Annotated in this window: 12 protein-coding genes, 1 tRNA gene and 4 pseudogenes; 7 read left to right on the top strand and 10 right to left on the bottom strand. The window is 54.1% G+C overall.

What is annotated here, in order from left to right:
* Positions 1-274: 274 nt before the first annotated feature.
* The 4 pseudogenes from LCH65_RS26355 to LCH65_RS24650 form a co-directional block, all read left to right on the top strand.
* Positions 275-466: pseudogene (locus LCH65_RS26355) on the top strand (aldo/keto reductase); the annotation flags it as partial.
* A gap of 1 nt (position 467) precedes the next feature.
* Positions 468-1,010, top strand: a pseudogene (locus LCH65_RS24660) (carboxymuconolactone decarboxylase family protein); the annotation flags it as partial.
* 23 nt (positions 1,011-1,033) lie between these two features.
* A pseudogene (locus LCH65_RS24655) lies at positions 1,034-1,153 on the top strand (alpha/beta hydrolase); the annotation flags it as partial.
* Between the two features lie 88 nt (positions 1,154-1,241).
* A pseudogene (locus LCH65_RS24650) lies at positions 1,242-2,134 on the top strand (LysR family transcriptional regulator).
* Positions 2,135-2,239: 105 nt separating this feature from the next.
* Here LCH65_RS24650 and LCH65_RS24645 read toward each other — a convergent pair.
* The 4 genes from LCH65_RS24645 to LCH65_RS24630 all read right to left on the bottom strand — a co-directional run bounded on the left by LCH65_RS24645 (position 2,240) and on the right by LCH65_RS24630 (position 12,989).
* Complete coding sequence (locus LCH65_RS24645) at positions 2,240-3,448, bottom strand: glycosyltransferase family 4 protein (protein WP_122241543.1); 1,209 nt, start codon at positions 3,446-3,448, stop codon at positions 2,240-2,242.
* Between the two features lie 54 nt (positions 3,449-3,502).
* Positions 3,503-11,536: a calcium-binding protein gene (locus tag LCH65_RS24640; RefSeq protein ID WP_226439878.1), complete on the bottom strand. Its 8,034-nt coding sequence runs from the start codon at positions 11,534-11,536 to the stop codon at positions 3,503-3,505.
* Positions 11,537-11,541: 5 nt separating this feature from the next.
* Positions 11,542-12,039, bottom strand: a complete 498-nt coding sequence (locus LCH65_RS24635) for a hypothetical protein (protein ID WP_226439877.1) — start codon at positions 12,037-12,039, stop codon at positions 11,542-11,544.
* A gap of 874 nt (positions 12,040-12,913) precedes the next feature.
* Positions 12,914-12,989: transfer RNA gene (locus tag LCH65_RS24630), tRNA-Asn, on the bottom strand.
* A gap of 330 nt (positions 12,990-13,319) precedes the next feature.
* On the opposite strand from LCH65_RS24630, the gene LCH65_RS24625 reads away from it, so the two are divergent.
* Complete coding sequence (locus LCH65_RS24625; protein ID WP_057403346.1) at positions 13,320-15,317, top strand: methyl-accepting chemotaxis protein; 1,998 nt, start codon at positions 13,320-13,322, stop codon at positions 15,315-15,317.
* Between the two features lie 41 nt (positions 15,318-15,358).
* Here the strand turns inward: LCH65_RS24625 and LCH65_RS24620 are convergent, their stop codons facing one another.
* The 5 genes from LCH65_RS24620 to LCH65_RS24600 are packed head-to-tail and all read right to left on the bottom strand — an operon-like array spanning position 15,359 to position 21,908.
* Positions 15,359-16,201, bottom strand: coding sequence for an energy transducer TonB (locus tag LCH65_RS24620; RefSeq protein WP_151342264.1), 843 nt, complete (start codon positions 16,199-16,201; stop codon positions 15,359-15,361).
* Entirely contained in the window at positions 16,198-16,644 is a 447-nt protein-coding gene (gene tolR, locus LCH65_RS24615; protein WP_151342265.1) for a protein TolR, read from the bottom strand. The genes LCH65_RS24620 and tolR overlap by 4 nt, the downstream gene beginning before the upstream one ends.
* A 9-nt stretch (positions 16,645-16,653) precedes the next feature.
* On the bottom strand, positions 16,654-17,364 hold the full coding sequence (gene tolQ / locus LCH65_RS24610) for a protein TolQ (RefSeq protein ID WP_003435891.1): 711 nt from the start codon (positions 17,362-17,364) through the stop codon (positions 16,654-16,656).
* A 55-nt stretch (positions 17,365-17,419) separates the two neighbouring features.
* On the bottom strand, positions 17,420-19,354 hold the full coding sequence (locus LCH65_RS24605) for a phytase (protein ID WP_065349616.1): 1,935 nt from the start codon (positions 19,352-19,354) through the stop codon (positions 17,420-17,422).
* A gap of 37 nt (positions 19,355-19,391) precedes the next feature.
* Positions 19,392-21,908: a TonB-dependent receptor gene (locus LCH65_RS24600; RefSeq protein ID WP_003435893.1), complete on the bottom strand. Its 2,517-nt coding sequence runs from the start codon at positions 21,906-21,908 to the stop codon at positions 19,392-19,394.
* 565 nt (positions 21,909-22,473) lie between these two features.
* Between LCH65_RS24600 and LCH65_RS24595 the strand changes: the two genes are divergently transcribed.
* Entirely contained in the window at positions 22,474-23,388 is a 915-nt protein-coding gene (locus tag LCH65_RS24595; RefSeq protein ID WP_003411459.1) for a GGDEF domain-containing protein, read from the top strand.
* Positions 23,389-23,397: 9 nt separating this feature from the next.
* Complete coding sequence (locus LCH65_RS24590) at positions 23,398-24,435, top strand: AraC family transcriptional regulator (RefSeq protein WP_003435894.1); 1,038 nt, start codon at positions 23,398-23,400, stop codon at positions 24,433-24,435.
* A 7-nt stretch (positions 24,436-24,442) separates the two neighbouring features.
* Here the strand turns inward: LCH65_RS24590 and LCH65_RS24585 are convergent, their stop codons facing one another.
* Positions 24,443-25,117 (bottom strand): response regulator transcription factor, encoded by a 675-nt coding sequence (locus LCH65_RS24585; RefSeq protein WP_003435895.1) that lies wholly within the window; start codon positions 25,115-25,117, stop codon positions 24,443-24,445.
* Positions 25,118-25,120 lie beyond the last annotated feature (3 nt).

Here is a 25,120-nt window from a genome sequence, read left to right as displayed (position 1 = left end):
CGTCGTGCTCATCGCTCACGTTTGTACACACACGTCCTGATGACTATCGCGCCCATGCTGCGCATGGGCGCGGAAATCTGCTCGAAACTCGTTCAGCAGCCGATTAATTAGTCTTCCTCATATACCCTTGCCGATTTACCCGTCTAGTACCTCAGCCTTCCCTCGCATAACTTCCTCTCGACCGATGTTGCTGCAGTGAAATCGTCAATGAGAACAGCCCATCCATGTTTTTTCGCCCGCGAGCTTTGCTGGTTCGTTCCACGGGAGGCACACAATGCAAAAACGTAATTTAGGCAACAGTTCTCTTCAGGTATCGGCGCTGGGCCTTGGCTGCATGAGCATGACCTAGGCCTACGGCCCGGCCGCCGACAGGCAAGCCATGATCAGCCTGATCCGCAGCGCGTAAGAAAGCAGGGTCGACTTCTACGATACCGCGGAAGCCTACGGCCCGTTCAGCAACGAAGAGGCTCGACGCTGGCCTATCCATCAGCGAGGCCAAGGAGATTCTGGTTCAGCTCTACGCCTATGCCGGGTTTCCGCGCAGCCTCAATGCGCTGAACGAACTGATGAACACGGTCGAGGCACGCAAACAGCGCGGTATTCAGGACGCACCCGGAAACGACCCCGGCCGGGCGATCCCCACAGGCGAGGCGTTGCGTGAGGCAGGAGTAGTCAATCAGACACGCATTCCCGGTGGCACCGTCAAAGGGCCTTTATTTGACTTCGCCCCTGTCATCAATCAGTTCCTGAAAACGCATCTGTTCGGCGACATCTTCGAGCGCGACAACCTCGACTGGCAAAACCGCGAGCTGGCCACCGTCGGTGCCTTGGCAGCAACGCCGGGTGCCGAGCCGCAGTTGCGTTCCCATATGCTGGCGAGCATGAGCATGGGCTTAAGCGCTGCACAGTTGCGCGAGGTGACCAACATACTCGCCGAGCAGGCAGATGAAACCATCGCCATACGCGCACGCGAGGCGCTGAAACAAGCACTCGAAACGTCAGAGGAATGATTATGAACGTGGCAAGCAACCTTCTGATTCACCGTCCTGAAATCGGCATCAAGAGCAATACGCACTTCCCGATGTCCGACCTGAACAACGTCCAGATTGCAGACCTGGTAGCGAAGTTTCTCGCCGAGAAGAATCTGGACTGACAGGTCATCGGCAACGCACGGCGTATCGGCCGATACGCAATATGCTCACATGAAGCCTGGTCCGTTCAACTCACCAAAGAACCCCTCAATGTCTCGCGCCAACCTCAACGGTCTGCAAGCCTTCGTGGTTATTGCCCACGAGGCAGTTTCACTCGCGCTGCGGCACAGCTGGGCGTATCGCAATCGGCGGTCAGCCACACCATGCGCGCACTCGAAGCGCGTCTTGGTGTGCGGCTGCTGACCCGAACCACGCGCAGCGTGTCACCGACCGAAGCGGGCCAGCGCCTGTACCAGTCGATGGCACCACGCTTCGAAGAAATCGAACTGGAACTGGCAGCCATCAGGGAGTTTCGCGACACGCCTGCGGGCAATGTGCGGATTTCCGCTTCAGAACATGCCGCCAATAACATCCTTTGGCCGAAACTGCTGAAGGTGCTTCCAAACTTTCCAGACATCCATGTAGAAATCACCGTCGATTACGCCCTCACCGACATTGTTGCGCAGCGCTATGATGCCGGTGTCCGCCTGGGCGATCAGGTGGCCAAAGACATGATCGCCGTGCCGATCGGCCCCAGACTGCGCATGGCGGTCGTGGCCTCCCCCGAGTACTTTCGCAACTACACGCCACCTGTCACACCCGGCGATCTGGCAGAACACAGCTGCATCAACCTGCGCCTGCCCACTCACGGCAGCCTGTTGCAGTGGGACTTTGAAAAGGAGGGTCACGAGCTGAAAGCGCGCGTCGAAGGGCAATGGACATTCAACAGCAGCGCGCCAATTCTGCGCGCAGCGGTTGCTGGCTGTGGCCTGGCCTTCCTGCCGGAAGACATGGTTTTAGCGCAGCTTGCCGAAGGGCGTCTGGTGCGTGTACTGGAAGACTGGTACCAACCGTTTCCCGGATACCATTTTTACTACCCCAACCGTCGCGAGCAGTCGTCAGCGTTGGGCGTCGTGATAGATGCTTTGCGCCATCAGCCCTGAATTCATCTGAGGTTGCGGCTGATTTTTTGATCGAGCAAGCCCTCTGGTGTGCAGCAACAGATAACGAAATGGTCTTAAGCCGTTTTGTAAACACATACAAAAAAATTAGATCACCACGCTATGGATGACATCCCAATATGCTGAATTGCCTTCATTGCTACTGTAAGCTCGGGCGCTCTTCTGTGCATTTCCCTTTATATATTCCTGCTTATCCAGATTATTTAAAATTGACAGCGTTTGATCGGCGATACCGGAACAATCAAAAAAGTCCACCAAGTATCCATTGACGCCATCAGTAACAACCTCTTCGACGGGCCTGGTTCTTGACCCCAAAACAACGCACCCCATCGCCATCGCCTCCAGCAATGACCAGGACAACACAAATGGATAAGTCAAGTAAATGTGCACTGATGACAATGACAACACCTGTTTGTATTTGGCATAGCTGACTTTTCCGAGAAAGTGAATACGCTTTAAATCAGATGAACTCATATCAGAAGTCATTTTCTCCCTCCAGCCTGAAGAACCGTGAGGGCGAGCTCCATAGCTGACGCTGTCACCACCGACAATCAGAACTTGTACCGAATCATGGTGATTGAGTATTCGTGACAAAGAACGCATAAATACATGAAACCCCCTATAGGGCTCAAGATTTCTGGCAACGTAGGTGATGACAGGGTCACCACAACGAATAACCTGACCATTCTCTAAAATCAAGTCACTACGGTGAACATTCATAAGCCCATCAAGATCAATTCCTTCATGTATGACTTTTATCTTGTCTCGATAGGCAGCCGGATGAAGGGAGTGCTGCCAGCGGGTCGGTGTGATACCTACATCACACTGTTCAAGGTTGAGTAAGTGAAGAGAATTGATAATCCGTAGTCGAGCACGGCTATCGGCTGATGCAGGAAACTCGGGATCAAATCCTGTATCAGCACCCATAGCATGATAGTAGTACTCGCAAAAATTAATAAGCGGCGTGTCCGGAAATGCATCTTTTATGAATAAAGCTTCTCCCCATCCTGGGTGCGCCAGAATAACAGCAGGACGGTAGCCAGTTCTTTTCAGTTGCAACAGCACTCTGAGAACCTGCTGACCATGAAGCACAGCATCCTCAAAGGTTCTTAAATAATTATGGGTCGTACTTGATACCGACCTCTTGGGCCTGTACCTGATGTGACGCACACCGTGATAGACAGGCGTAGTATCCCGAGAAATGACGGTCAACTCACACGTTGAACGACGTGAAATATCACGAACCAGATTCTTGAACTGGCCCGGAAAATTCTGATGAATAATCAATATATTCAAGTTTCTTCTTCCTGAAGCCAGCATCCAGGCACAGCGTGCCTGGATGCTGAAAGGTCACATGACAACGGGCGTAGAGTAGTTAATCCAGTTGGAGGCGATCAACGAATCAAAAACAGCTTGCTGGTCGCCGGTCAGAGTTATAAGACCATTGACGGGTTCGCCCAGCGTCGACATGACCTCTACCATGTCTTCAATGCCTTCGGCGCTGACGCTGTAACGCGGAGTTGACATCTGATCAATTTTATAATTCTCACCTAAATACCAATCAACAACAGTGACCGAATCAGACGTACCCAAATGTGAAATAATTAAGTCAGTATTATTTTTGGCAAACCAGATCGTTTTGATATCCATCACATCTAACATCAAGGAATCTTTATCTGAAGACACGGTGGAGTAGTTATTAATGACATCTTTACCCGTATCACCCCAAAAAATATTTAGATAATTGTCGTTCCCTTTTCCGCCGATAAGGTAATCATCACCGCCACCACCATACAAAACATCATCACCCGATGACCCCTCAATAAAGTCGCCAAGCTGAGTACCTACCAGAAACATATTATCGTGCCTGGCAACCATAACATTTGAATAGTCGCGCTCTTCCGGAAGGGAAGAATAAACATCAGAAATAGTGCTTGTCGATGTGTTGATACCGTATGCAGAAGCAATCGCTGCCGATGCAACGGCTCCGTCATCAAAAACTATACTTTCTATTGTAGAGTCACCGCCGACAAACCAGTTTTCGAGCGTAATAGAATCAGATGAGGAATTGACATTAATAACCAGATTATTGGCATCTTTAACCAAACCACCACTGATATCTGCACCATTGATGCCCACCAGTCGCAAAATATCTTTCCCGCCCCCGGTGTTATCAATAACATCCTGACCATCACCTTTGGCAAAAACGTAAATATCGTCACCACGACCGCCTATCAGTCTGTCGTTTCCAAGTCCCCCTGACAGCAAATCATTGCCATTCCCTCCGCTAAGCCTATCGTCTCCCCCACGCCCCAACAAAGTATCCGAGCCATTGAAGCCAAATATGTCATCGCGGACGTCAGAGCCGTTAATGACAGAATCAGCGTCTGCCAAATCATTGATACGCGAATCATAAGCAGAGGAAGAAATTAACGGCATTACGACATTGAATATATCAAATATTTTTTGAGCAGGTATGACATCACCTGCCTGGGTCACGAATTGTTCGACCAAAAACTCACCTCCGAGGAAAAAGTTTTTGACAGTCACGTGGCCGGCTGAGACAGCGTTGAAATCGAAAAGTAGATCATTGCCAACTTTCCTGACCGAAGCAGCAAGCAAATTAGCATCAACCCCTCCTTCAAATACAACAGCGTCGCTCGTGCCTCCACCCTCCTGAACTTCAAGTTGTTCGCCCATAGAGAAAAAGTATCGATCACTGCCGGCGCCACCATGAGTGTCGTCGACACCACTGTAGCCATAGATATCTTCTGGCGCATCAGAACCAAAAATCATATCGTTGCCCAGGCTACCTTGAAGTGATTGGTTAGGAATCGGCATTTCGGTCAGCATCATACTTATTTGTTCTTTACTGTAAGCTTTTCCATCAGCGGTACGTACCGTGTAGTCACCCGACCCGACAGTGCTAAAATACTCATCTATCACTGTTATTTTATTAGTATCAGAATCTACAATAATAGCCAATGACGCTGCCATTTTATGAAACGATAATCTCTCAGCAGTGACGCCATTACGAAACAAGATGCTGTCGTGTCCCTCAACAGCACCGATTACATTAGTCCAGATATCACCATTCAAAACGATAACATCGTCGCCAAATCCACCATCGACTGATGAAGCAACAGTGTTAACCACTAACGTGTCATTACCGTCCCCGCCGTATAAATAGGGCGAATACTGTCCTTTGTTAGCAACAGTCTCAAGGTAGTCGTCACCACCAAATCCATAGGCGTCATATCTGCTCGTAGTAATAGTATCGTGACCGGCGCCGCCAGCAAATGGTAATTTTTGATCAATGCGGGCACCTAACAACCCGGTGTATTCTATGTTGACTCCGTTTAAATAGAGATCGGGCACACTACTGAAGCCTTTATTAGCCATCAAATCTTTTAAGGAAATTTTCGTACCGTCAGAAAACTCGATTTGCTCAATACCCGAACCGCGCGGATCGTTAGAGTGCGGAAGCACGATTTGAACTTTGTGCCCACTCCAATTAAGGTCTAAGGTATTATAAGCCATAGCGGCTTTGGCGGCTTGTACAGCATTCGAGAATTCTGTTTCTGGAGTTTTTAATAGATCAAGACTCAAGCCCTCTAGCAACACAGTGCTCTGGGTAAGTTTCAGATCACCAATAGCGACACCGTCAGGCAGAATGACGGTATCGAGGGCGTCAAGCGAATACTCTTCATAGCCAAATGTCCAAATATGTTTATTGTCTGCAGTCCAACTATCATGATCATCAGGCTCTGGAAAGTCGGCAATAACATCAGTACCACTAAATTTATCTATAACGTAAGTGTCTTTTCCGTTACCACCAAAAAATACGTTATTTCCGCCGCCGCCAATTAAAACATCGTCACCATGATGACCGACTAACGTATCATTGCCGTCACCACCTGACATCATCGTCCCGCCGTACCAAAGATCACCATGATACGAATCTAGGGCGTAAGCGACTAATAGATCATCTCCACTACCTGCATAGAAAATATTACCGTGCTCAACATCAACTCGCCCGCTCACATTGTCGCCATAAACAATCTTATGGGTAAATGTCGTCAAGCTAGTAGACACCGAAAAAAGCTTGGAAATTTGTGTGGAGCCTTCAGGAATACCTTTATAGGAATTCGAAGAGGCCGAATTGGCTGGGGGATAAACCCACCACCCATCCGGCTTTCCAGTAACATCGTTAACCTCAACTATAGTGCTACCCAAAGCAAAATCAAATCCAGTGTTAGACACGCTAGGGTGAAACACTGCACCTGATTTTGGAACAAAATTCGATCCTGTTGAGTGGCTAGGAGCGACAGAAATAATAGCGCTATTCTCAACGCGCTTACTGGAACTCGTATCTTCGAAAAGTACAGCTACCGCTGGCTGTTTATGATGCATAGATCCGACCGGAGCTTCAACATGACCAATGACAAACTCACTGTTCCAGTTCTTATAGGAAACCCAACTCGAAAAAGCATTGTCGCCCCTGCTGACCCATTGAAAGTTACCGTCCCCCAATGAAGTGTATACATCACTGGTAAGCCGTAAAAACAAATCATTCTGGACGCTGTCAATAAATTGCTGTTGATAAGACGCGTACGCCGAAGTTTCTTGAAAAGCGGAAGCTTCAAGGACCTGATCAAACCCCTTATAAGTCACACCGGCTAAAACCGCGCTCCAACTTTGATGTAGGGTGTAATAATCCTTTAATGTAACGCTTTCTGGCCCGTTACGGCTGGTGAGAACAAGATCAGCACCCGATTGAGTTACCAGCACGTCGGACAACTTATAGTCCGAGCCGAAAATCAATGTGTTATTCGATGCGCCGTCCGCGATGAATGTGTCATTCTCCATACCTCGCGAAAAATAGAATGTATTATCTCCAGCGCCACCCTCCAACACATCGTTACCTGAACCGCCATCGAGACGATCATCGCCATCCCCACCGTATAGGTGGTCATCACCATAGCCCCCATACAACGTATCGTCTCCCTGTCCGCCTACGATACTGTCATTCCCTAAGCCGCCGTAGATGAGGTCTGCCCCGTCTTTGCCATCAAGTTGATCATCAGCATCTGTGCCGGTAATCGTATCTGCGCCGTTGCTGGAAACAGCCGGTGTTGAAGATACTATTTTCATCACGTCAGCGTGAGTGAGCACCGATCCATCAGCAAAACTATACTTCGCGATGACACTTTCAAAACCGCCTAGAATGGTTAATGAGCCGCCTGGGTACTCTACCAAGAGAACTTTCTGCAATGAAAACGTCAAGGCCTCCTTAAAAAGAACATTATCTCTGGTGATCCCCTGCCCAAAACGGACAACGTTTCCTGAAATATCACTGTCTGCAGCTACGGCATTGTTGGCTTGTTCAACAGTAAGTGGAGTGACTGTGCTAGCGGGAACCCAAACGCTATCAGATATTATGTCATCACCATCGTTTGCATTGACGATATATGTATCTGCGCCCTCTCCGCCATCTAACAGATCGTCACCGCCTTGGCCATTGAGGGAATCGTCACCGCCTTCACCATTAATGACATCAGCTAACATGGTGCCATATACAAGCTCAGACTTTTCAAAGCCGGTGTATTTCAAACTATTTTCGGAGAGTTTTATAAGCTCGGCATAGCTTAATGTAGCCCCATCGACAAAACTAAAACTGGACGTTGACCAGGCTGGCATGTTAGCGAGCAAAACATAACTGCCCAATGAGTCGCCTACATGAAGATACTGTTGACCCAACGACGGAGTTGAAATCCTGACTTCAAGAGAGTCGACCGAAAATTTACCACCAAAGAAAATCTTGTTATTGCCTCCGCTGTCTTCGATGGTGTCTGCGCCGTCCCCGCTGTTAAATAGGTACACATCATTGCCGGTAGAAGCCGAAATAAAATCGTTGCCCTGCCCGCCTTCCAGAACGTTATCTCCCATCCCCCCGAATAACACGTCGTTATCATTACCGCCGAATAACGTATCGTCACCGCCTGCACCTTGAAGGGTATCCTCGCCATTTCCTCCATCAAGGTAATCATTCCCTTCATATAAAGTTGTCAGGCCAGGAAAATCTCCCTCAAGAAAATCCGCACCTTCTCCACCATACAAGGAGTCGGAGCCGCCTCCACCCCATAGGCTATCGTTGCCTGCCTCACCAAAGATCAAATCATCCCCATGCGACTCTGCGGCAACGTCACGACCATCGCCCAAGAGAGTGTCGTTCTCGCCCCCTCCGAAAAGGGTATCGTTGCCTCCCATACCCTGAATTTCGTCATTACCTTGACCGCCATACAAGACGTCGTTGCCGTGCTGGGCTTTCGGTGCAGACGTTTCATCTCCGAACAGAAAATCTTCGCCATCGCCGCCATAGAGAGTGTCGTTATCTTGGCCTCCCATCAGATAATCCGAGCCGTCTCCTCCATCCAGGAAGTCTTGACCTGGAAGATCGTCTCCTCCAAAAAAATTATCGCCCCACAAGGTATCGTTGCCAGTGCCCCCAATTAGTATGTCGTTTAAAGCTGATCCGATCAGTTGGTCATTGCCATCACCGCCATCCAGGTAATCAGCCCCTTTTCCCAAATTTCCAGAATAGTCCAGGCTGTCTCCCGCTAGGAAATCGTCTCCCGTGCCTCCAAAAAGTGTGTCATTTCCATCGTCACCATCAAGTATGTCATTACCGGAGTCGCCACTTAGATAATCGTTTCCAAAACTCCCCCAAAGCATGTCATTTCCTGCACCACCGTACATGACGTCATCACCGCCATCCTCAATATCGTCATTCAGCCCTGCTTTAAACGTGTTGAGTAACATCAATCCATTGTTTTGCAAATCCGTAGTAAAAGACCAATCTGCATCAGGAATACCTCCTATCTCGTCACCGCCAAGAAAATCATCACCATTGCCACCTGCCAGGGTGTCCGCTCCTTCACCGCCAAGCAGCATATCCCGTGATGAGGATCCGATAAGTAGATCATCTCCTTTACCAGCATCTAGCCAATCCTGGAAATTGGCCCCATTCTTGGTTGACGTTGACATTATAAAGTCGTCTAGCGTTGTTTCCACTTCAGCATATAATTCATCATCACCATCGCTGGAAATGAGAATATCTGTTCCAACACCACCGACCAAGGTATCATCACCGACACCACCTGTTAACGTATCGTCTCCACTACCGCCATCTAGCCTGTCATCGCCACCCTGTCGAGACGTTAACTCGTCGTCACCGCCCAGCCCTAATAAATTATCATTCCCAGGGGTATCGAATAATCTATTTTCGCGGTCCGGATCTGCGACGCCAGGCATGACTATTTCATTACCCCAGCCGTCAAGGCCGACCTGAATATCCGCCTCCGTGACATCCTGATCTTCAGGTTTCAAATCTCCTTCAATGGTAGTTAAATTACCAAAACTTCGATCAGGCTCAATGTAGTCACTTAGGGTGATTCCAAAAGTACCCATTACGAAATTATCAATGACTATCCGATCGCCGTCTCCATAAAACATCGACAAGCTTTTACGGTCACCACCTTCGTCACTTAAGGAAAATCTTACATCTCCCGTTTCACTCAACCAGGTGTTAGCACCAGGACCAACTTGCTTACCACCGTGCACAGCCGCTTCATTTATTTTTATTAAACCATCCCCGTCAATAATGTGATCAAGACCGTCGCCTTTGAAGAAGCTATAAGTATCAATACCCGCCCCCCCTTCAAGCTGATCATTTCCTGAGCCGCCGGTTAAGGTATCGGCTCCGCCCATACCGATTAAACGGTCATCGTCTCGTCCACCATTCAGGTGGTCATTACCTTCCCCGCCCTCAAGCAGATCATCGCCATCACCTCCGTACAAATAATCATTACCACTTTCGCCATAAAGATGATCACGTGCCAAGCTTCCAAGCAGGTTATCATCAGCCCGAGAACCAAAGAGTATTGATTGCCGATCTATACCTTCGTTGACATAAAGAGTGTTGTAGGTCGTATTTCCTTCTTCAAACAGGAAAGCGTGCTTTGACAGCGTTATCAGAGGAGAACCCAGTGCCGTATCAGCACCTTCAGCATCAGCTTTCAATAGCAAACTCAAGTATAACGCTCTATCTGACACCCATGCCGAAGTTATATTACCTGTGCCTGTCGCCTGATTGTAATCATTCAGAGTATCGATCCCTTGCATGCCCTGATAAAAACTGTCGTTTTTCAACGCAAAACCATTAAAGTTGTAGGCTGCGTATTTATAAGCAACGTTGCTATACATGAGACTTTCGATTGCGTTAGCAGATAAACCTACCAACGAAGTAACAAAAGTAGTGGGCTTATCTCCAGCCACCCAGTGATTGTTCATAGACAATATATTTTCGTACATATCGTCACGTGAAAGCTCACTAACCCTTGCGGGCTCCTTGACAGGGCTTGAATTGATAATCGCGCTTAAAGCCGATACCACGGAGTCCAGTGCCAGGTTTTCATTAAGCGTGCTGCTGGACAATATACCTGCAATAGCACCAAGGGTCAGAGAGGGGTCAAAAAAGTGCAATAATGATGCAACTGCAAGTGCATCCGAAAGATTGACAATAGAGTGTGCCCCCACTATATCTGACAGTTCATCGAAGCTTTTATAGATGATCCCTGGCACGGTACCTATTTTGGACACCATATCGCCAGGAGATACCAGATTGGTTATTTTTTCCGGCGAGAACTTGGTACCAATCGATGTGGCTCCAGTCTCCGCAACCTGCAATGCAGCTAGCGTGTTAAATAACCATTCGGTATTATTAGCCGCGGGAACAAGTGCCGTATCGAAACCCGGCGCATTGTATGTAAATACCGATTTTACACTGTCTTCTGCCAACCTGCTCAGCACGATCGACAGGTGCCCTCCCAGAGAATGGCCTGCAATATTAAAACCACTTGAACTTAATTTATACCCGTCGCCTGCAATCTTGACCTCAGTTGTAATTCCTGCAGGAACGATGGTCAACCCGAGAGGCGTGTAAATACCCGAGCTGTAACTATAAGCAGTGTATGCTTGGCCTGCCGGCGTAGTAAGCTCTTGGTAATAATTGAATAGATCAATGCTTTGCCAAGTTGCAATTCCATTGAATCCAATCCCAATTGCGTCCGCCTCAACCATATCGTTAAAATCGCCTTCGGTCCCTCGGATTGTAAACGTAACCTCATGTGTAATACGATTTTCAAATATCGCAGCGGCAAATCCATTTTCTGTATTCTGCTGGTAGCTGACCAGTTCGTACTGCTCAACAAAATCTGTAGCTTGTACCTCCGAAAAACCTCCCTTGTCAGGATTAATTAACGCACTAATTACATCTGTATCTGCTAAAGAATAAAAAAGCCCATATGATGCCTGCGCTAACAAACTATTTACTGCATAAATTTTAATATTCTTTTCATTTCCCTGCTCAAGATAGGAGGAATAACTTCCTCGATGATGTTTTTTCCATTCAAATCACCGACACACTGCGCACTTAGCCCCACCCGATCAGCCGAAAAGAAAGAAAATAGCAAATCTTGTATTATGCCTCCATTGTACTGAACAATTATTGACTCCCCTAATATCTGATCAGAGTCTATTTTCCTTACTATGTTTTTGTCGATTTTGCCGCCGCCTAACATTTTTATATGCTTGGACTCGTACTGGTAAACACTTTGAATTTTTGTAACAGCCTCCTTATTTACATCCCCATCTTCCCCTTTATAAAATCTATATATTTGATCAGAGGCAGGCTTCAACTTGGCAAGCTCTGCACCTTCGACAAAACCATACCCCTTATTCAGAAAATATTTAGACTCTACTTGCCTAATACGAGGATAGAAAAACCCCTGCACAGGCTCTTTAGCATAAACATGCAGCCCTGCCATAGTAGCGCATGCCACTTTCCACTCAGCATACGAATAAAGCTCAGACCCATAGAATATAAACGACAAACAGAGAAATCTTATTACAACGTGAACCTTTCTTACATTACTCGAGTAACCCCACAGAGAAACTTTGCAAATAAACCAGAAAGCAAGAACATAGTATAAGTACAACAACGGCATTACGAAGATCGCCAAATTTTCACCTCTCCCTTATCATCAGAGCACGCTGATGCCACAACATTATTTAAATAAACATGCAGACCAAGTGATCTACATTCGATAACGCTATAATGCAAATGAATTCAACACGTAGTTTTCAAACCAACGTGCTGATCCAAACAGTAAAGCGCCTGGCATGCATTTTTTTGCATGCCATGAGTCCTAATAAATATCGAAAAGACATCGGTGGAGGGTCTTCTTCAGCCACCTACAACGGCCCTCGTCGACCTGTATCAAATCTTGTACAAATCTGTAGAGGAAGTAAATTGCGCTCCGTGCTGGCAGATTGCTTTTATTGCAAATACCGAATAAATCCGACGAACGGTTTGAACCATCTGCTACAGGCTCATCTGACTGCGGCTGCAGCGGCCGCGCGAAATCGCCCTTCGCTGAAAAAAACGCTGGGTTTTCCAAGAAAGGGTCTATTGGATTAGGGTTTGACGGCGGTTCGGGCGAGAGGCGAATTCAACACGTGACGACATGCGCTGTAGCACGCGGTGCTCAAGGCTATGACGCGAAAAGTGCTTGAAAAGGGAGGAGCAAAGCGAGATTTAAATTCATTACTGCCGCGAGTAAGGCTCCAAACCCTAGCTACCGCGGTTAAGTGATTGCAGAGCAATCACTTAAATCAACACTGAACTTGCATTACGGAAGGTGGCTCCACGACCTGGACTCGAACCAGGGACCCAGTGATTAACAGTCACTTGCTCTACCAACTGAGCTATCGCGGAATGAGCGCTATGTTACTGATTAGGAAAAGGAAGTCAAGCGAGGGACTGAAAAATTTTCTGCGTTGCGGCTTGCGCGATATCGGTTGTTCCTCATGCACCGTATGCAACGATCTTGCTTCCGGTTCCCGGCAGATCGCGAGCAATGCGCGGCGGCCCGGTAGCTCCCACGGCCTCCGGCCCGAAGCACGAGAAAATACCTCTAGTGCCCTACGCGACACGGGACGCAGCTGATCGTACTGAAGTTGGCACTTTTGTCACATCAAGAAATATCTATCCCGGTCGACACCTGAGTCAGGCAATTCCTTTCCTACGGACCAGGTATAACAAAAAATGGCCTCGCTCAAGACAGTACAAGCTCGCTACACCGCAACCTTCGTAGGATTCATGGCGCTGGTCATCGTTCTGACGGTTTATGGAATCGGTCAGTTCGTCTCCCCCAGGCTCACCGCCAACGATGAAAACATGCTGACCGCCAAGGCAGCAGATATCAGTAACGAGATCAAGACCGAACTGGCCCGCGTACAGGCGCAGGCGCGGGTCATTACCGAACTGGTGCCGCAACTGTCCAGTGACGATATCGATCGCTTGCTGCCGTTCATGGTCAACCAGTACGGCGAAGCCAAGGTATTCGGCGGCGGGATCTGGCCTTTGCCGAACGTGCGCACGCCCGGTCGTGCCAAGCACAGCACCTTTTACCATCGCGATGCGTCGGGCAAGTTGATCGTCAACACCCATTGGAACTCGCCTGAGTCGCTCAACTATTTCGAACAGGGCTGGCACAAAGGCGGCTTGAACTCGCCTGCTGGCCAATGCGCCTGGGCGCCCGCCTATCAGGACGCCGCCAGCCCGGAACCGCGCACCAACTGCGCCATGGCCATCACCAAAGACGGCCAGCCGTGGGGCGTGTCGACCATCGACGTGACGCTGGGCTTCTTCAACAAGCTGGTTGAAGCCAAAGAGCAGGAAGTCCACGGCCGGATCATGATCATCGAGGCCGATGGCAAGATTCTGTCCAACGTGCCGGGCAGCAGCGACAAGATCGTGCTGCGCAATGTCTCCGAACTGGCGGCGCAATCGCCGTTCATCAATGGCATCAAGTCGGCACTCGCCGCCAAAGGTACTGGCACCTCGCGTCTGACCTACCAGAACAGCGATGGCGAGGAATCGACGCTGTTTCTGATCCCGGTCACGGGCACGCCCTGGTTGCTGGCCGTTTCGCAAAACACCGACCTGCTGAAAAGCCAGAGCGAAACCGTCCTCAAGACCCTGGCCTGGCTGCAGATCCCGATGGTTCTGGTGCTGCTGGTGCTGATGATTGTTGCGTTGCGCACGCTGATGAACCGCCTGGGCGTGCTCAAAACCAACATCGACACGCTGTCGGCCGGTGATGCCGACCTCACCCGGCGCATTGCCGTCAAAGGGCACGATGAAGTGGATCAGGTGGGTGAGTCGGTCAACAACTTCATTGCCTACCTACAACGCATGATGCTCGACGTCAGCAGTTCCACCAGCGAGATTGCCAGCGGTATCGAACAACTGCGCAGTCAGGCGGGCGTTACCAATGCCATTCTGATCCGTCACGCCAACGAAACCGATCAGGCCGTTACTGCGATCACCGAGATGTCCTCCACTGCGGATGAAGTGGCCCGCAGCGCGGCGCAGACCGCAAGCTTCACGCAGTCGGCCAACGAGAACGCGCAGGTATCGAAAACTGTGGTTGCGGACGCTTCTGACAGCGTGAATGCACTGATCAGCGAGGTCGATTCGGCCACCAGCAAAGTGCAGTCGATGGAGCAGGACGCCAAGCGCATCAACGCGGTGCTGGCGGTGATTGGCGAAATCGCCGGGCAGACCAACCTGCTCGCGCTTAACGCCGCCATTGAAGCCGCGCGCGCCGGCGAACAGGGCCGTGGCTTCGCGGTCGTGGCCGATGAGGTGCGCGCCCTCGCCGCTCGTACCCAGGCCAGCACGTCGGAGATCAACGAAATGCTCGGCAGCCTGCAACAAGGCGTCAGCGCCGCAGTAGCCGCGATGGAAAAAACCCGCCAGAGTTGCCAGACCACAGCGGGCAAAACCACCGCCGTAACAAGCGGCCTGGACGACATGACTCGCTCGGTTCTGCAGATCAACGACCTGAGCACGCAAATCGCCACAGCGGCCGAGGAGCAAAGCGCGGTGTCAGAGGAAATCAGCCGTAACATCATTGCCGTTCGGCACATCGTCGAAGAGCTGGTCGAAGGCGGCTCCAGCAACGAACGCAGCACCGCTGCCCTTTCCGAGTCCAACACTCGCCTGATTGCGCTGGTACGGCGCTTCAAGGTCAGTTAAAACCTCAGCGGGCCTGTCGCAGCTTGCGTCAGGCCCGCTGTCTATTTGATCCGGTAGTGGAAGGTATTCTTCACCCCGGACACGGTCACCGCCCTGCCCTCGACAACCCGTGGCTGATAACGAAAGGTTTGCGCTGCGGCCAGTGACGGACGGATGAACAATGGATGGCACGCACCCTGCACTTGCGGGTTGACCACCGTGCCTTGCGGCGACACGTCGTAGACCACCGTGCAATCACCCTCGATGCCTTTGTCCAGAGCCCGTTCGGGATAGTCCGGAGCCTCCTTGCTGAGTGGCTGATACTGGCTGCTGTCAGCGGCGGCCTGCTGTTGTGCTGATTGCTGCGCCTGGCGGGCGCGCTCGGCAGACTGACGCGCCTGTTCGGCCTGACGTTGTTGCTCAACCTGCTGACGTTGCTGCTCGGCCAGCCGCTGCTGTTCCTGGCGCTTTTGCTGCTCGGCTTCGTGCAGGCGCTGAACGCTCTGTTGCTGTTCACGCTCGCGCTTTTGCTCGTCAACGCGCTTGCGTGCCAACGCCGCCTGTTCGACCTGGCGCTGCGGCTCTGCCTGCGGTTTTGCAGCTTCCACCGGCTGAGTGATCGGCAGCGAGGCCGGTGCAGGCGGCGGCAGTTGAACAGGCTCGACAACCGGCGCAGCGGCGACTGGAACCGGCTCAGGCGCTGGCGGCAAAATCACTAATTGCGTGGTCAGGGTTCTGGTCTGTGCGGGCGGTGCTTCGTGCGGGCTCCAGCCGAACATAAGACCGCCCAGCAGCGCGCCATGCAATGCCAGCGCGATGGCAGCAGCCAGGCCATTGCTGCGCAGCCAGGGCCCATTCACCCATTCGCGGCGCGGCATGTGGTAATCGAGGGCCAGGGTGTTCATTGCGGGGCCTCGGTCACCAAGCCCAACTGCGTTACACCACTGCGTTGCAGCGCCGCCATGGCGGCGACTACCCGGCCATAATCAGCCTTGTCATCAGCACGGATGAACACTTGCGTGTCCTTGCGCTCGGCAACCAGTCGGGCAATGCGCTCCTGCATGTCTTCAAGGCTCGCGGCCTGATCGGTCTGCGCCTGAGTATCGACCGTGTCGCCCAGGTTCCAGTAGTAGCCGCCCTTCGCCTTGACGGACAACGTCACGATACGCTGCCGGGTGTCGGTGACGAGCGCTTCGCTGGCGACTTTCGGCAACTCGATTTTCACGCCCTGGGTGAGCATCGGCGCCGTCACCATGAAAATCACCAGCAGCACCAGCATCACGTCGATGTAGGGCACGACATTCATTTCGGCCTTCGGGCCATGTTTGCGTTGCGGTTTGACCAGCATGACAAGTCCTCAGGCCGCAGCGGCCATGTTGCGTGTCAGGCCTTGCAGAGTGCGGTTCAGGCGCACCTGCAGTTCATTGCCGAAGCTGTAGTAACGCGCCGTGAGCGTCTGGCCACGCGCAGCAAAACGGTTGTAGGCGATAACGGCAGGAATGGCGGCGAACAGGCCGATGGCCGTGGCGATCAGCGCTTCGGCAATACCCGGCGCGACCGTCGACAACGTGGCCTGCTGCACCTGCGACAGGCCGATGAACGAATTCATGATCCCCCAGACGGTGCCGAACAGGCCGATATACGGGCTGACCGAGCCTACCGTGGCGAGAAACTGCAGGCCTTTTTCCAATTGCAGCTCTTGCTCGCTGATGGCGACCTGCAGCGAGCGCTCGACGCCGGAGAGCACCACATCAGGCTCGATACCCGGCCGCTGCTTGAGCTGCATGTATTCGGCGTAACCCGCCTGAAATACGTCCTCGATCCCAGTCGCATCGCGCTGCGCAGAGGATGCCTGCGCCTGCAGCGTCGCCAGGTCGGCGGCACTGCGAAAGCGTTGCTGGAAGGCATCCAGTGAGCGCTCGTAATGACGCAGGACAAGGCTGCGCTGGATGATCAGAAACCAGCTGACCAGCGAGGCGAGCAGCAAAATCAGCATCACGGCCTTGACCAGCAGGCTGGCATCGCTGATCAGGCCCCAGATGGTCATGTGTTCGAGAGTGGCGTGCATCGGGGTAGTCCTCTGTAATGGATCGAATGATTAGCACCGCTTGATGACAAACGACTTACGGCAGCTTCAAGGTCTTCATGACCTCCGCCCACGGCACGAACTTGAAGTTCTGCGCCTGCTCGGGCATGCGCTTGCGCCCGTCCTGAACCACCAGCATGCCTTTGCTCCAGGGGCCGCCGAGGTTCATGGCGGTCACTTCGATGCCGTCGGTTTCCGAGGTGCCGTCGATCCCCGCCTTCGCGTTCAGGCCGACCCGAAAGGCGCCGCGCAGTGCATAAGGCGGCTCGGCATCCACCACCACATAGCTGTCGTTGCCCTGACTGGAAATCAGCAGATAGTCATGGCCATCGCTCTGGTACAGCGCCAGCCCCTCGACATCGGCGTGCACCACTTCACCCACCTTGATCACGCTGGACAGCGTTGCAGGCTGATCCGCCCGCGCATCGACTTCCCAGACACCTACGTCTTCTTCGCCGAGAAACAGGCGCTGACGCTGGTCATCGGCCACGCAGCCTTCCGGTTGGGTGTCGACCTTGAAGCGGCGCACCAGCTCGCCTTTGGCCTTGCCGTCCGGGGCGCTGAGCCGGTATTGGAGAAAGCTGCCGTCCTTGCCGTTGGCGAAGGCATACAGCTCGCCACTGGCAGGCTTGAACAGGCAGACGCCGTAGATTTCCGCCAATGGCGTGGCAATTTCCCCCGCCTCGTGAAGCGTGCCGCTGGCGCGGTCGATGCTGAACAGGCTCAGGCTGTTGCGATCGCGATTACTCGCCACGGCCAGGTCGACGTTCTTGTTGCCCAGCATGAAACCGGGGCGCACATCGACATTGTTCAAACGCCCGACCGGCAGCTCCTGTAACTGCTTGCCGCTCAGGTCGTAAGCCAGCAAACCCTGCTTCTTATTGGTACCCAGCACCCGGCTGAGTGCCGGATTTTTCGGGTTGACCCAGATCGCCGGGTCGTCGGCGGCGTCACCCTGACGCCCGACCGACTGGCTCTGGATGGCCGGCATGACACTCGGCAGCGGCGCAGCAACCGCGACCGGTTTGGGCGTCCAGTTCAGCGCCCCCTGATACAGACGCTCACCGTCCTTGTCGTTGACCAGCACCTGCAAACCACCCTTGTTCTCATGCACCGAGAGACCTTCGGGCTTCTTCAGGTTCATCAATGACAGATCGGCCACCGGCACCCAGGCTGCCTGCTGTTGATCATCCTGCTGCTGATAGAGATGCAACGACTTGCCCTTCGGGTCCAGCGCCAGCAGACCGCCAGGCACAACGGCCATTGCCCCAGCGGCCTGTTTCAGCTCGCCAAACGGCTCGCGCAGCGCCACCGGCTGCCGGGCGACATCGGCCTCGGGATGCGCCGGGTAAGCCCACCAGCCGATGTTCGCTTCATTGACGAACAACCTGTGCGCAGCATCGTCGACCTGACAAAACTCGGCGTTGGGAGGCAGCGGAAGATTGCGCACCAGGCGCGGCTCGCCATTGAGCCGGTTGTTCGCACCAATCAGCCATTGCTCGCCCTTGCCCTCTTCGCCCACCAAAAATACAAACAGGTTGCTGGCGTCATCGCGATACAGACACAGGCCGGCCACTGAATAGTCGCGTGCCGGCAGGTAGACCGGCTTCGACCAGTGCATCTTCGCCGGGTCCAGCTGGGTCAGCAGTGCCTGTTGCCGTGCGTTGTCCAGCGTCGCGAGCAAGACACTCTCGCCCGTTGAGCGGCTGTCGAGCCCTTGAAATGAACCGGGCATGCTTGCCAATTCGCGGCCCTGCTCATCCAGCAGCAACAGGCCGGCCTTGATGCTCGCGGCCAGACGCCGACTGCCGTCACTGTCCGGCAAGAAGGCGACAGACTGAGCCTTGAACGAGGCGTTTTCAGCCCAGCGCGTCAGGTTCAGATCCATCGGCGACGAGGCCTGCGCAGCCCCGGCCGTCAGGCAAAGCAAGAGCGCCAGGCACACTGGCTTGGGTAATAGCGAAATCATCATGAACGGTTGAATCCTTTGAATGAGCGCTTCAGATCGATCAGAAATGGGTGAAGGTCAGGCCGACCTTGTAAGTCGGGCCGTACTCTTCGTACTGGCCGTTGTAGGCGCGATGGCCGCTGTAGACGAAGTACGGCTGATCGGTAAGGTTCTGGGCCTCGAAGCTGACCTTGAGGTTCTTCGTCAGTGAATAGCGCGCGCTGAAATCAACGAAGGTCTGCGCGTCCACATACTGGTCATGGTCCTTGTCGCCGATCGCCGCCAGCTCGTAGAGGTAGGCCGACTTGTAGTTGGCGGACAGACGCAGACTGAGCTTGTCGTTCTCCCAGCCGAGCATGACGTTACCGACGGTTTTCGACTGGCTGGGCAGGTCGATATCGCGTTTGCGATTGCTGCCGGTGCTCTGGTCGAAACCGTTGATGCTGGCATCCGAGCGGCTCAACGTGGCATTGGCGCCCAGCAGCAGACCGTTCCATGGCGCAGGCAACCAGTCGAGCTTCTGCGAGTAGGCCAGCTCCAGGCCATACAGCTTGGCCTTGTCGCCATTGGCAAAGGTGTTGGCCTCGGAGAAGTTCGCCCACTGCCCGGTGCCGGCCAGGTCGGTGTTGTAGACGAAATTCTGGATGTCCTTGTAGAACACGAACGCCGACACCGTGCCTGCACGGCCCATGAAGTGTTCGATGCCCAGGTCCAGGTTGCTTGACTCCAGCGGCTTGAGATTCGGGTTACCGAAAGACGCTTCGTCATCGTCGATCACAAAACCCGGTGCCAGTTGTCCGAACGTGGGACGTACCACGGTTTTGGTCCATGCAGCGCGCAGTTGGGTACTCTTGTCGATCTGATAACGGGCATGCAGGCCCGGCAGCCAGTGATGATAGCGACGGCTGGTGGTACTGGACTCGAACGCGCCATCACGCACACCAGTGCCCTTGGCGTCCATTTCCGTGCCTTCGTAGCGCAGTCCGGCGATGAAGCGCCACTTGTCGACATCCAGGGTATTCATGAAGTAACCGGCGTTGATGTCTTCGTTGATCTTGAAGTCATTGGCGCGGCTTTCGGCCTCGTCGTAGGCGTCAGCAGCGTTGAGGCCACCGATCAGCCCCTTGATCGCACCGGGGCTGATGCCGCTGCCGAAGTTGCCCAGCCGGTAGTCGATGTTGCCTTTCTGGAACTGCGTCAGGTTGAGTTGCTGGTCGCTGAAGCCCAAGTCATCGAAATCCTCGTATTTCCAGACTTCCAGGTCATTGCTCTTGTCGCGACGGCTGACCTTGCCACCAAACTTGAACTGCGAGGCATAGCCCTTGAAATCGTAATCACGGGCCAGGTCCAGACGCAGGTTTTTCTCGGTGTCCTTGGTGTACTGCTTTTCCCAGTCGACCTTGTCCAGGGTGAAGTTCGAGTTGTCGTAGAACGAGGAGCCGACAATCGGCCGCGGCTTGTCGCGGTCGTAGAAACCGGTGTCGGCAAAGTCATCGTTGCCGACGAACGTGGCGCCTGCGATATGGCCAGGGCTGTCCTCGCTGGATTCGCTGTAACCGGCCTGGCCGCTGAGGGTCCACAGGCCGACCATGCGCTCGCCACCGAACACGTAGGACTGGATTTCCTGGGTTTCAGTACGCGCCTTGAGCTTGCGCGTGCCTTCGGCATCGCCTGTCTGCCCTGCGCTTTGCGCATCGGCAAACTCGAAACCGTTGGTGGTGCGGACTTCGTCGTCCTTGAAGCGGCTGTACAGGGTGCGCAGGTAATACTTGCTGACGTCATCGGGCCGGTAATCGAAGTTCAGGCCGCCACCGGCGCGCTCGCGACTGATGTCGTAGTCGCGCTGTTCGAATGATTGCAGCCGCGCGCCATCCCAGTCACCGCCGGTTTCGACGTTGTCGGAGCCGAAGTCACGCTTCTGCCAGCTCAGCGCTGCTGCCACGCCGAAGTTGTCGATGCCGTCGCCGAGGCTGAAACGATTGCTCGCCGCGCCGGAAAACTTGGGACTGGTCTGACGGGTGTTCTTGTCGTAGCTGGCCTCGCTGCTGCCGGTGTAGAACAGGCCCTTGTGGTCGAAGGCCGAGAGGCTCTCGACATCGATGGTGCCACCCAGCGAATTGGCGTCCATGTCCGGGGTCAGGGTCTTGATCACTGACAGGGACTGCACCAGTTCGGCGGGCAGGACATCCAGCGCCACGGCGCGTCGATCACTTTCCGGGGCAGGCACCATGGTGCCGTTGATGGTCACGCTGTTCAGGTCGGGGGCCAGGCCACGAACGGTGACAAAGCGCCCCTCGCCCTGATCGCGCTCGACGCTGACGCCCGGCAGGCGCTGCACCGCTTCGGCGACGTTCTGGTCCGGTAACTGCGCAACACCGTCGGCATGCACCACGCTCTTGATGCTATCGGAGCTGCGTTGCTCCTTGAGCGCGTTGTCGATGCTCGCGGCCTGGCCGACCACTTGCACGTGCTCGGTGGTATCGGCTTCGGCGGCCTGCAAACGTTCGCTGCCGATGGCAAACGCCAGCGCGCTGAGTGTGAAACCGACCAGTTGGGCCCTGCTGCGACGCCTGTGCATGTAAGTCCTCCCCCATAAACCCGACAGACCAGGCAAATGGCCCGGCAACTGGAGGCGCAAGCTAGAGTCGTGCAGTGACGGTTCTGTGACAGTTAACGGGCCCAGGGGCTGAAAACAGCGGGTTTGAGGGGAATCGAGCAGGTAAATGAGCTGATTTGACTTTCAGGCGGGGCTGGAGCTGCAGGCCGTACTGATGCTCGGTGTGTCTGGCGCATTGCATGTATCGACTCTAATGTCGGTTCCCGACAGATCGCGAGCAAGCTCGCTCCCACGGCCGCTGACCAGAATCAAACGCCGACAGGCAGGTAACTCTGATGCGACACAACCTCATGCGTTACCCACAACCGCTGCCAACGCAGCAATGACACTGACGACGCAGAGTGCGACGTAAGTGACGGCTGAGTCCTGGCGCTGATCAGAGGTGGCTTATACGTCAGATGCGAAGCAAAAACCTGTAACACACGTGAGCTGATTCGACCTTTCGCGGTTCGCGTTACCCGTCACCGAAGTGTCATGTGCATCTGTTCTGCTGGCCGATAATCAGCACCTCGGGAGCCGTCTGTTCATGTTCAGGATCATCCAACCTCATCGCTGGAAACTCGCCGTGCTGATGGTCGCCTCCAATCTCGGCCTGCTGGCGTTTCTGGCATTCGGCACGCTCAAACATGTCAGCGAATGGCAGTGGCTGGACATCGTCGGTGAAGGTGGCTCCGCCCTGCTGTCGCTGGTCTGGCTGTTTCTGGTGTTCAAGAGCAGACCGGCCGGCCGGGTGACCAATTACCTGTCGATCGGCCTGAGTTGCGTGTTCTTCTCGTGGTGGATCGACGCGCTCGACGAATTCATCCGCCTGCCCGCCGCGATCGAATGGGATCACTGGCTGGAATCCGGCCCGATGCCGGTCGGCCTGATTCTGTTGACCCTGGGCATCTACCACTGGCATCGCGAACAACTGGCAATCAGCGCACAAATGGAAAAGCGCGAGCGCGGCTTCCGGGAGCACCGGTTGTACGACAAACTCACCCCGCTGGGCAGCGCCGACTACCTGAAGCGCCAACTGGTGGTCAGCCTGGAACAGAGTGTCTGCCAACAGCAGCCGCTGTCGCTGCTGGCGCTGGACGTGGATGGTTTCAGCGCGATCAACAATGCCTTCGGGCATGCCGAAGGCGATGAGGTGCTGTCGGCGCTCAGCCACTTGCTGGTGCTCAATCTGCGCCGTCAGGACCTGCTCTGCCGTCTGGCTGGCGACCGTTTCGTGGTGTTGTTGCCCAACACCGGAGAAAGCCAGGCAAAGCTGCTGGCGCTGGAGTTGCAGCAGGCGGTCGCCAGTCTGGCGCACAAGACCCGCCAACAGGGCGAACGCATTCACCTGTCGGCCAGCGTGGCGGTCGTCATGGCACTCAATGAAACGCCGGACAACCTGCTGCGCCGCCTCAATCTGTCGCTGGCTCGCGCCCGACGCCCTCTGACCTGCACTGCCTGAGCGCCTGCCATGACGCTTAAAAGTGACTGGTATGAAATCGACAGCCGCTTCATCCCCGGCCACTACCAGCCGGCAACGCTGATTGATCTGGCGTTGTCACGCGGTATTGACAGCCATCGCCTGCTCAAAGGCACCGGGCTGTTTTACGAGGACATCGTTGCGGGCAAGACGCGCCTGAGCCCGCAACAGTTTTTCGTCCTGATCGGTAACGCGCAACGTCAGATGGAAGCCGACGACACCAGCTTCCTGTTCGGCCAGCGGCTGTTTCCCGGCCACTACGGCGCGGCCAGTCACGCGCTGCGTCATGCGCAAAACCTGCATCAGGCGCTGGAGATACTGATCCGCCAACAGGCGCTGCTCAGCCCGCTGCTGATACCGCGTCTGGAGCTGGACGAACAGTTCGCCTATCTCTACTGGCTGGACAGTTGTGGTGCAGGTGAACAGCAACGCTTCCTGCTTGAAGCCGGCATGACCGCACTGGTGGCGATGAGTCAGTCGCTGAGCGGCGAGCGTTTGCCGTGGGAATGCAGTTTCTGTCACGAAGAGCCACGCTACATCGAGCAGTACTGGGTTCATCTGGGCGAAAACACGGCATTTGGCCGCCCGCTGAACATGATGCGCCTGCCCAGGTATTACCTTACCCATGCCTGGCCTGGCGCATCGCCCATTGCGGTGCAGGTCGCGCAGCAGGAAGCCGACGGGCAACTCGCCGCGCTGGGCATGTCGTTCAGCCTGCTGGACCGCTTGCACCAGCACCTGCGTGAACATGTGCGACAGGCCACCAGCCTGGAACAGGTCGCTCACGCTTTCGCCATGAGCCCGGCCACGCTGAAGCGCAAGCTGCACAAGCACGGCACGCACTTTCAGGCGCAGCACGACCTGGCGCGCAAGCACGTCGCGTTGTACCTGTATCAGATCAAGGGGATGAGCAACGAAGCTGTGGCGGACTACCTGAACTTCAACGACCCGGCCAATTTCCGCCGTTCATTCAAACGCTGGACCGGCAGCACACCGACCCTGATCCAGCGCCTGTTCAACTTCGAATGAGTCCGCCTCAGCGCTGCGCGCACAGCTTGTAACCCAGGCCATGGGCCGTGTGCAGCAACGGCGTGTCGTGCCCGCCATCCAGTACCCGCCTGAGCACGTGGATGTTGCTGCGCAAACTGCTGCTGTTCGGGGCATCACGGCCCCAAAGCGCCTCTTCCAGCTCGGCCCGCTTGACGATATGCGGGCTTTTGCGCATCAGCAGTTCCAATAGCTTCATGTTGGTCGGGTTGAGCTTCAAAGGCACGCCTTTGCGGGTGACCTCCAGGGTGTCGAGATCGAACTGCAGGTCGGCAACCACCATCATCCGGTTGTCCTGGCGCTGCCGTCGGCTGACGATCGCTTCTACCCTGGCGAGCACTTCGGACATTGCAAACGGCTTGGTGATGTAGTCGTCGGCCCCCACCTTGAAACCGGTGAGCCGATCATCCAGTTCATCGCGCGCGCTGAGCATCACAATCGCGACTTCCGACTTCGAATACTGGCGCAGGCTGTGGCAGATCTGGTTGCCGTCGATGCCGGGCAGCATGATGTCGAGAATGATCGCATCGAAGCGTTTCGACGCGGCCAGATGCAGCCCGCTCAGGCCGTCCAGCGCCCCTTCTACCGCATGCCCCCTGAGCTCGAAGAATTCCAGCAGGTTATCGTGGATATCACGATGGTCTTCAATAACCAGAATGTTCATTGC

This window comes from Pseudomonas sp. MWU16-30316 (genome assembly GCF_020515645.1).
In the GTDB taxonomy this organism is placed as follows: domain Bacteria; phylum Pseudomonadota; class Gammaproteobacteria; order Pseudomonadales; family Pseudomonadaceae; genus Aquipseudomonas; species Aquipseudomonas cerasi.
The sequence above is the reverse complement of the archived record's forward strand: the minus strand, read 5'-3'. Positions and strand labels throughout refer to the sequence as shown.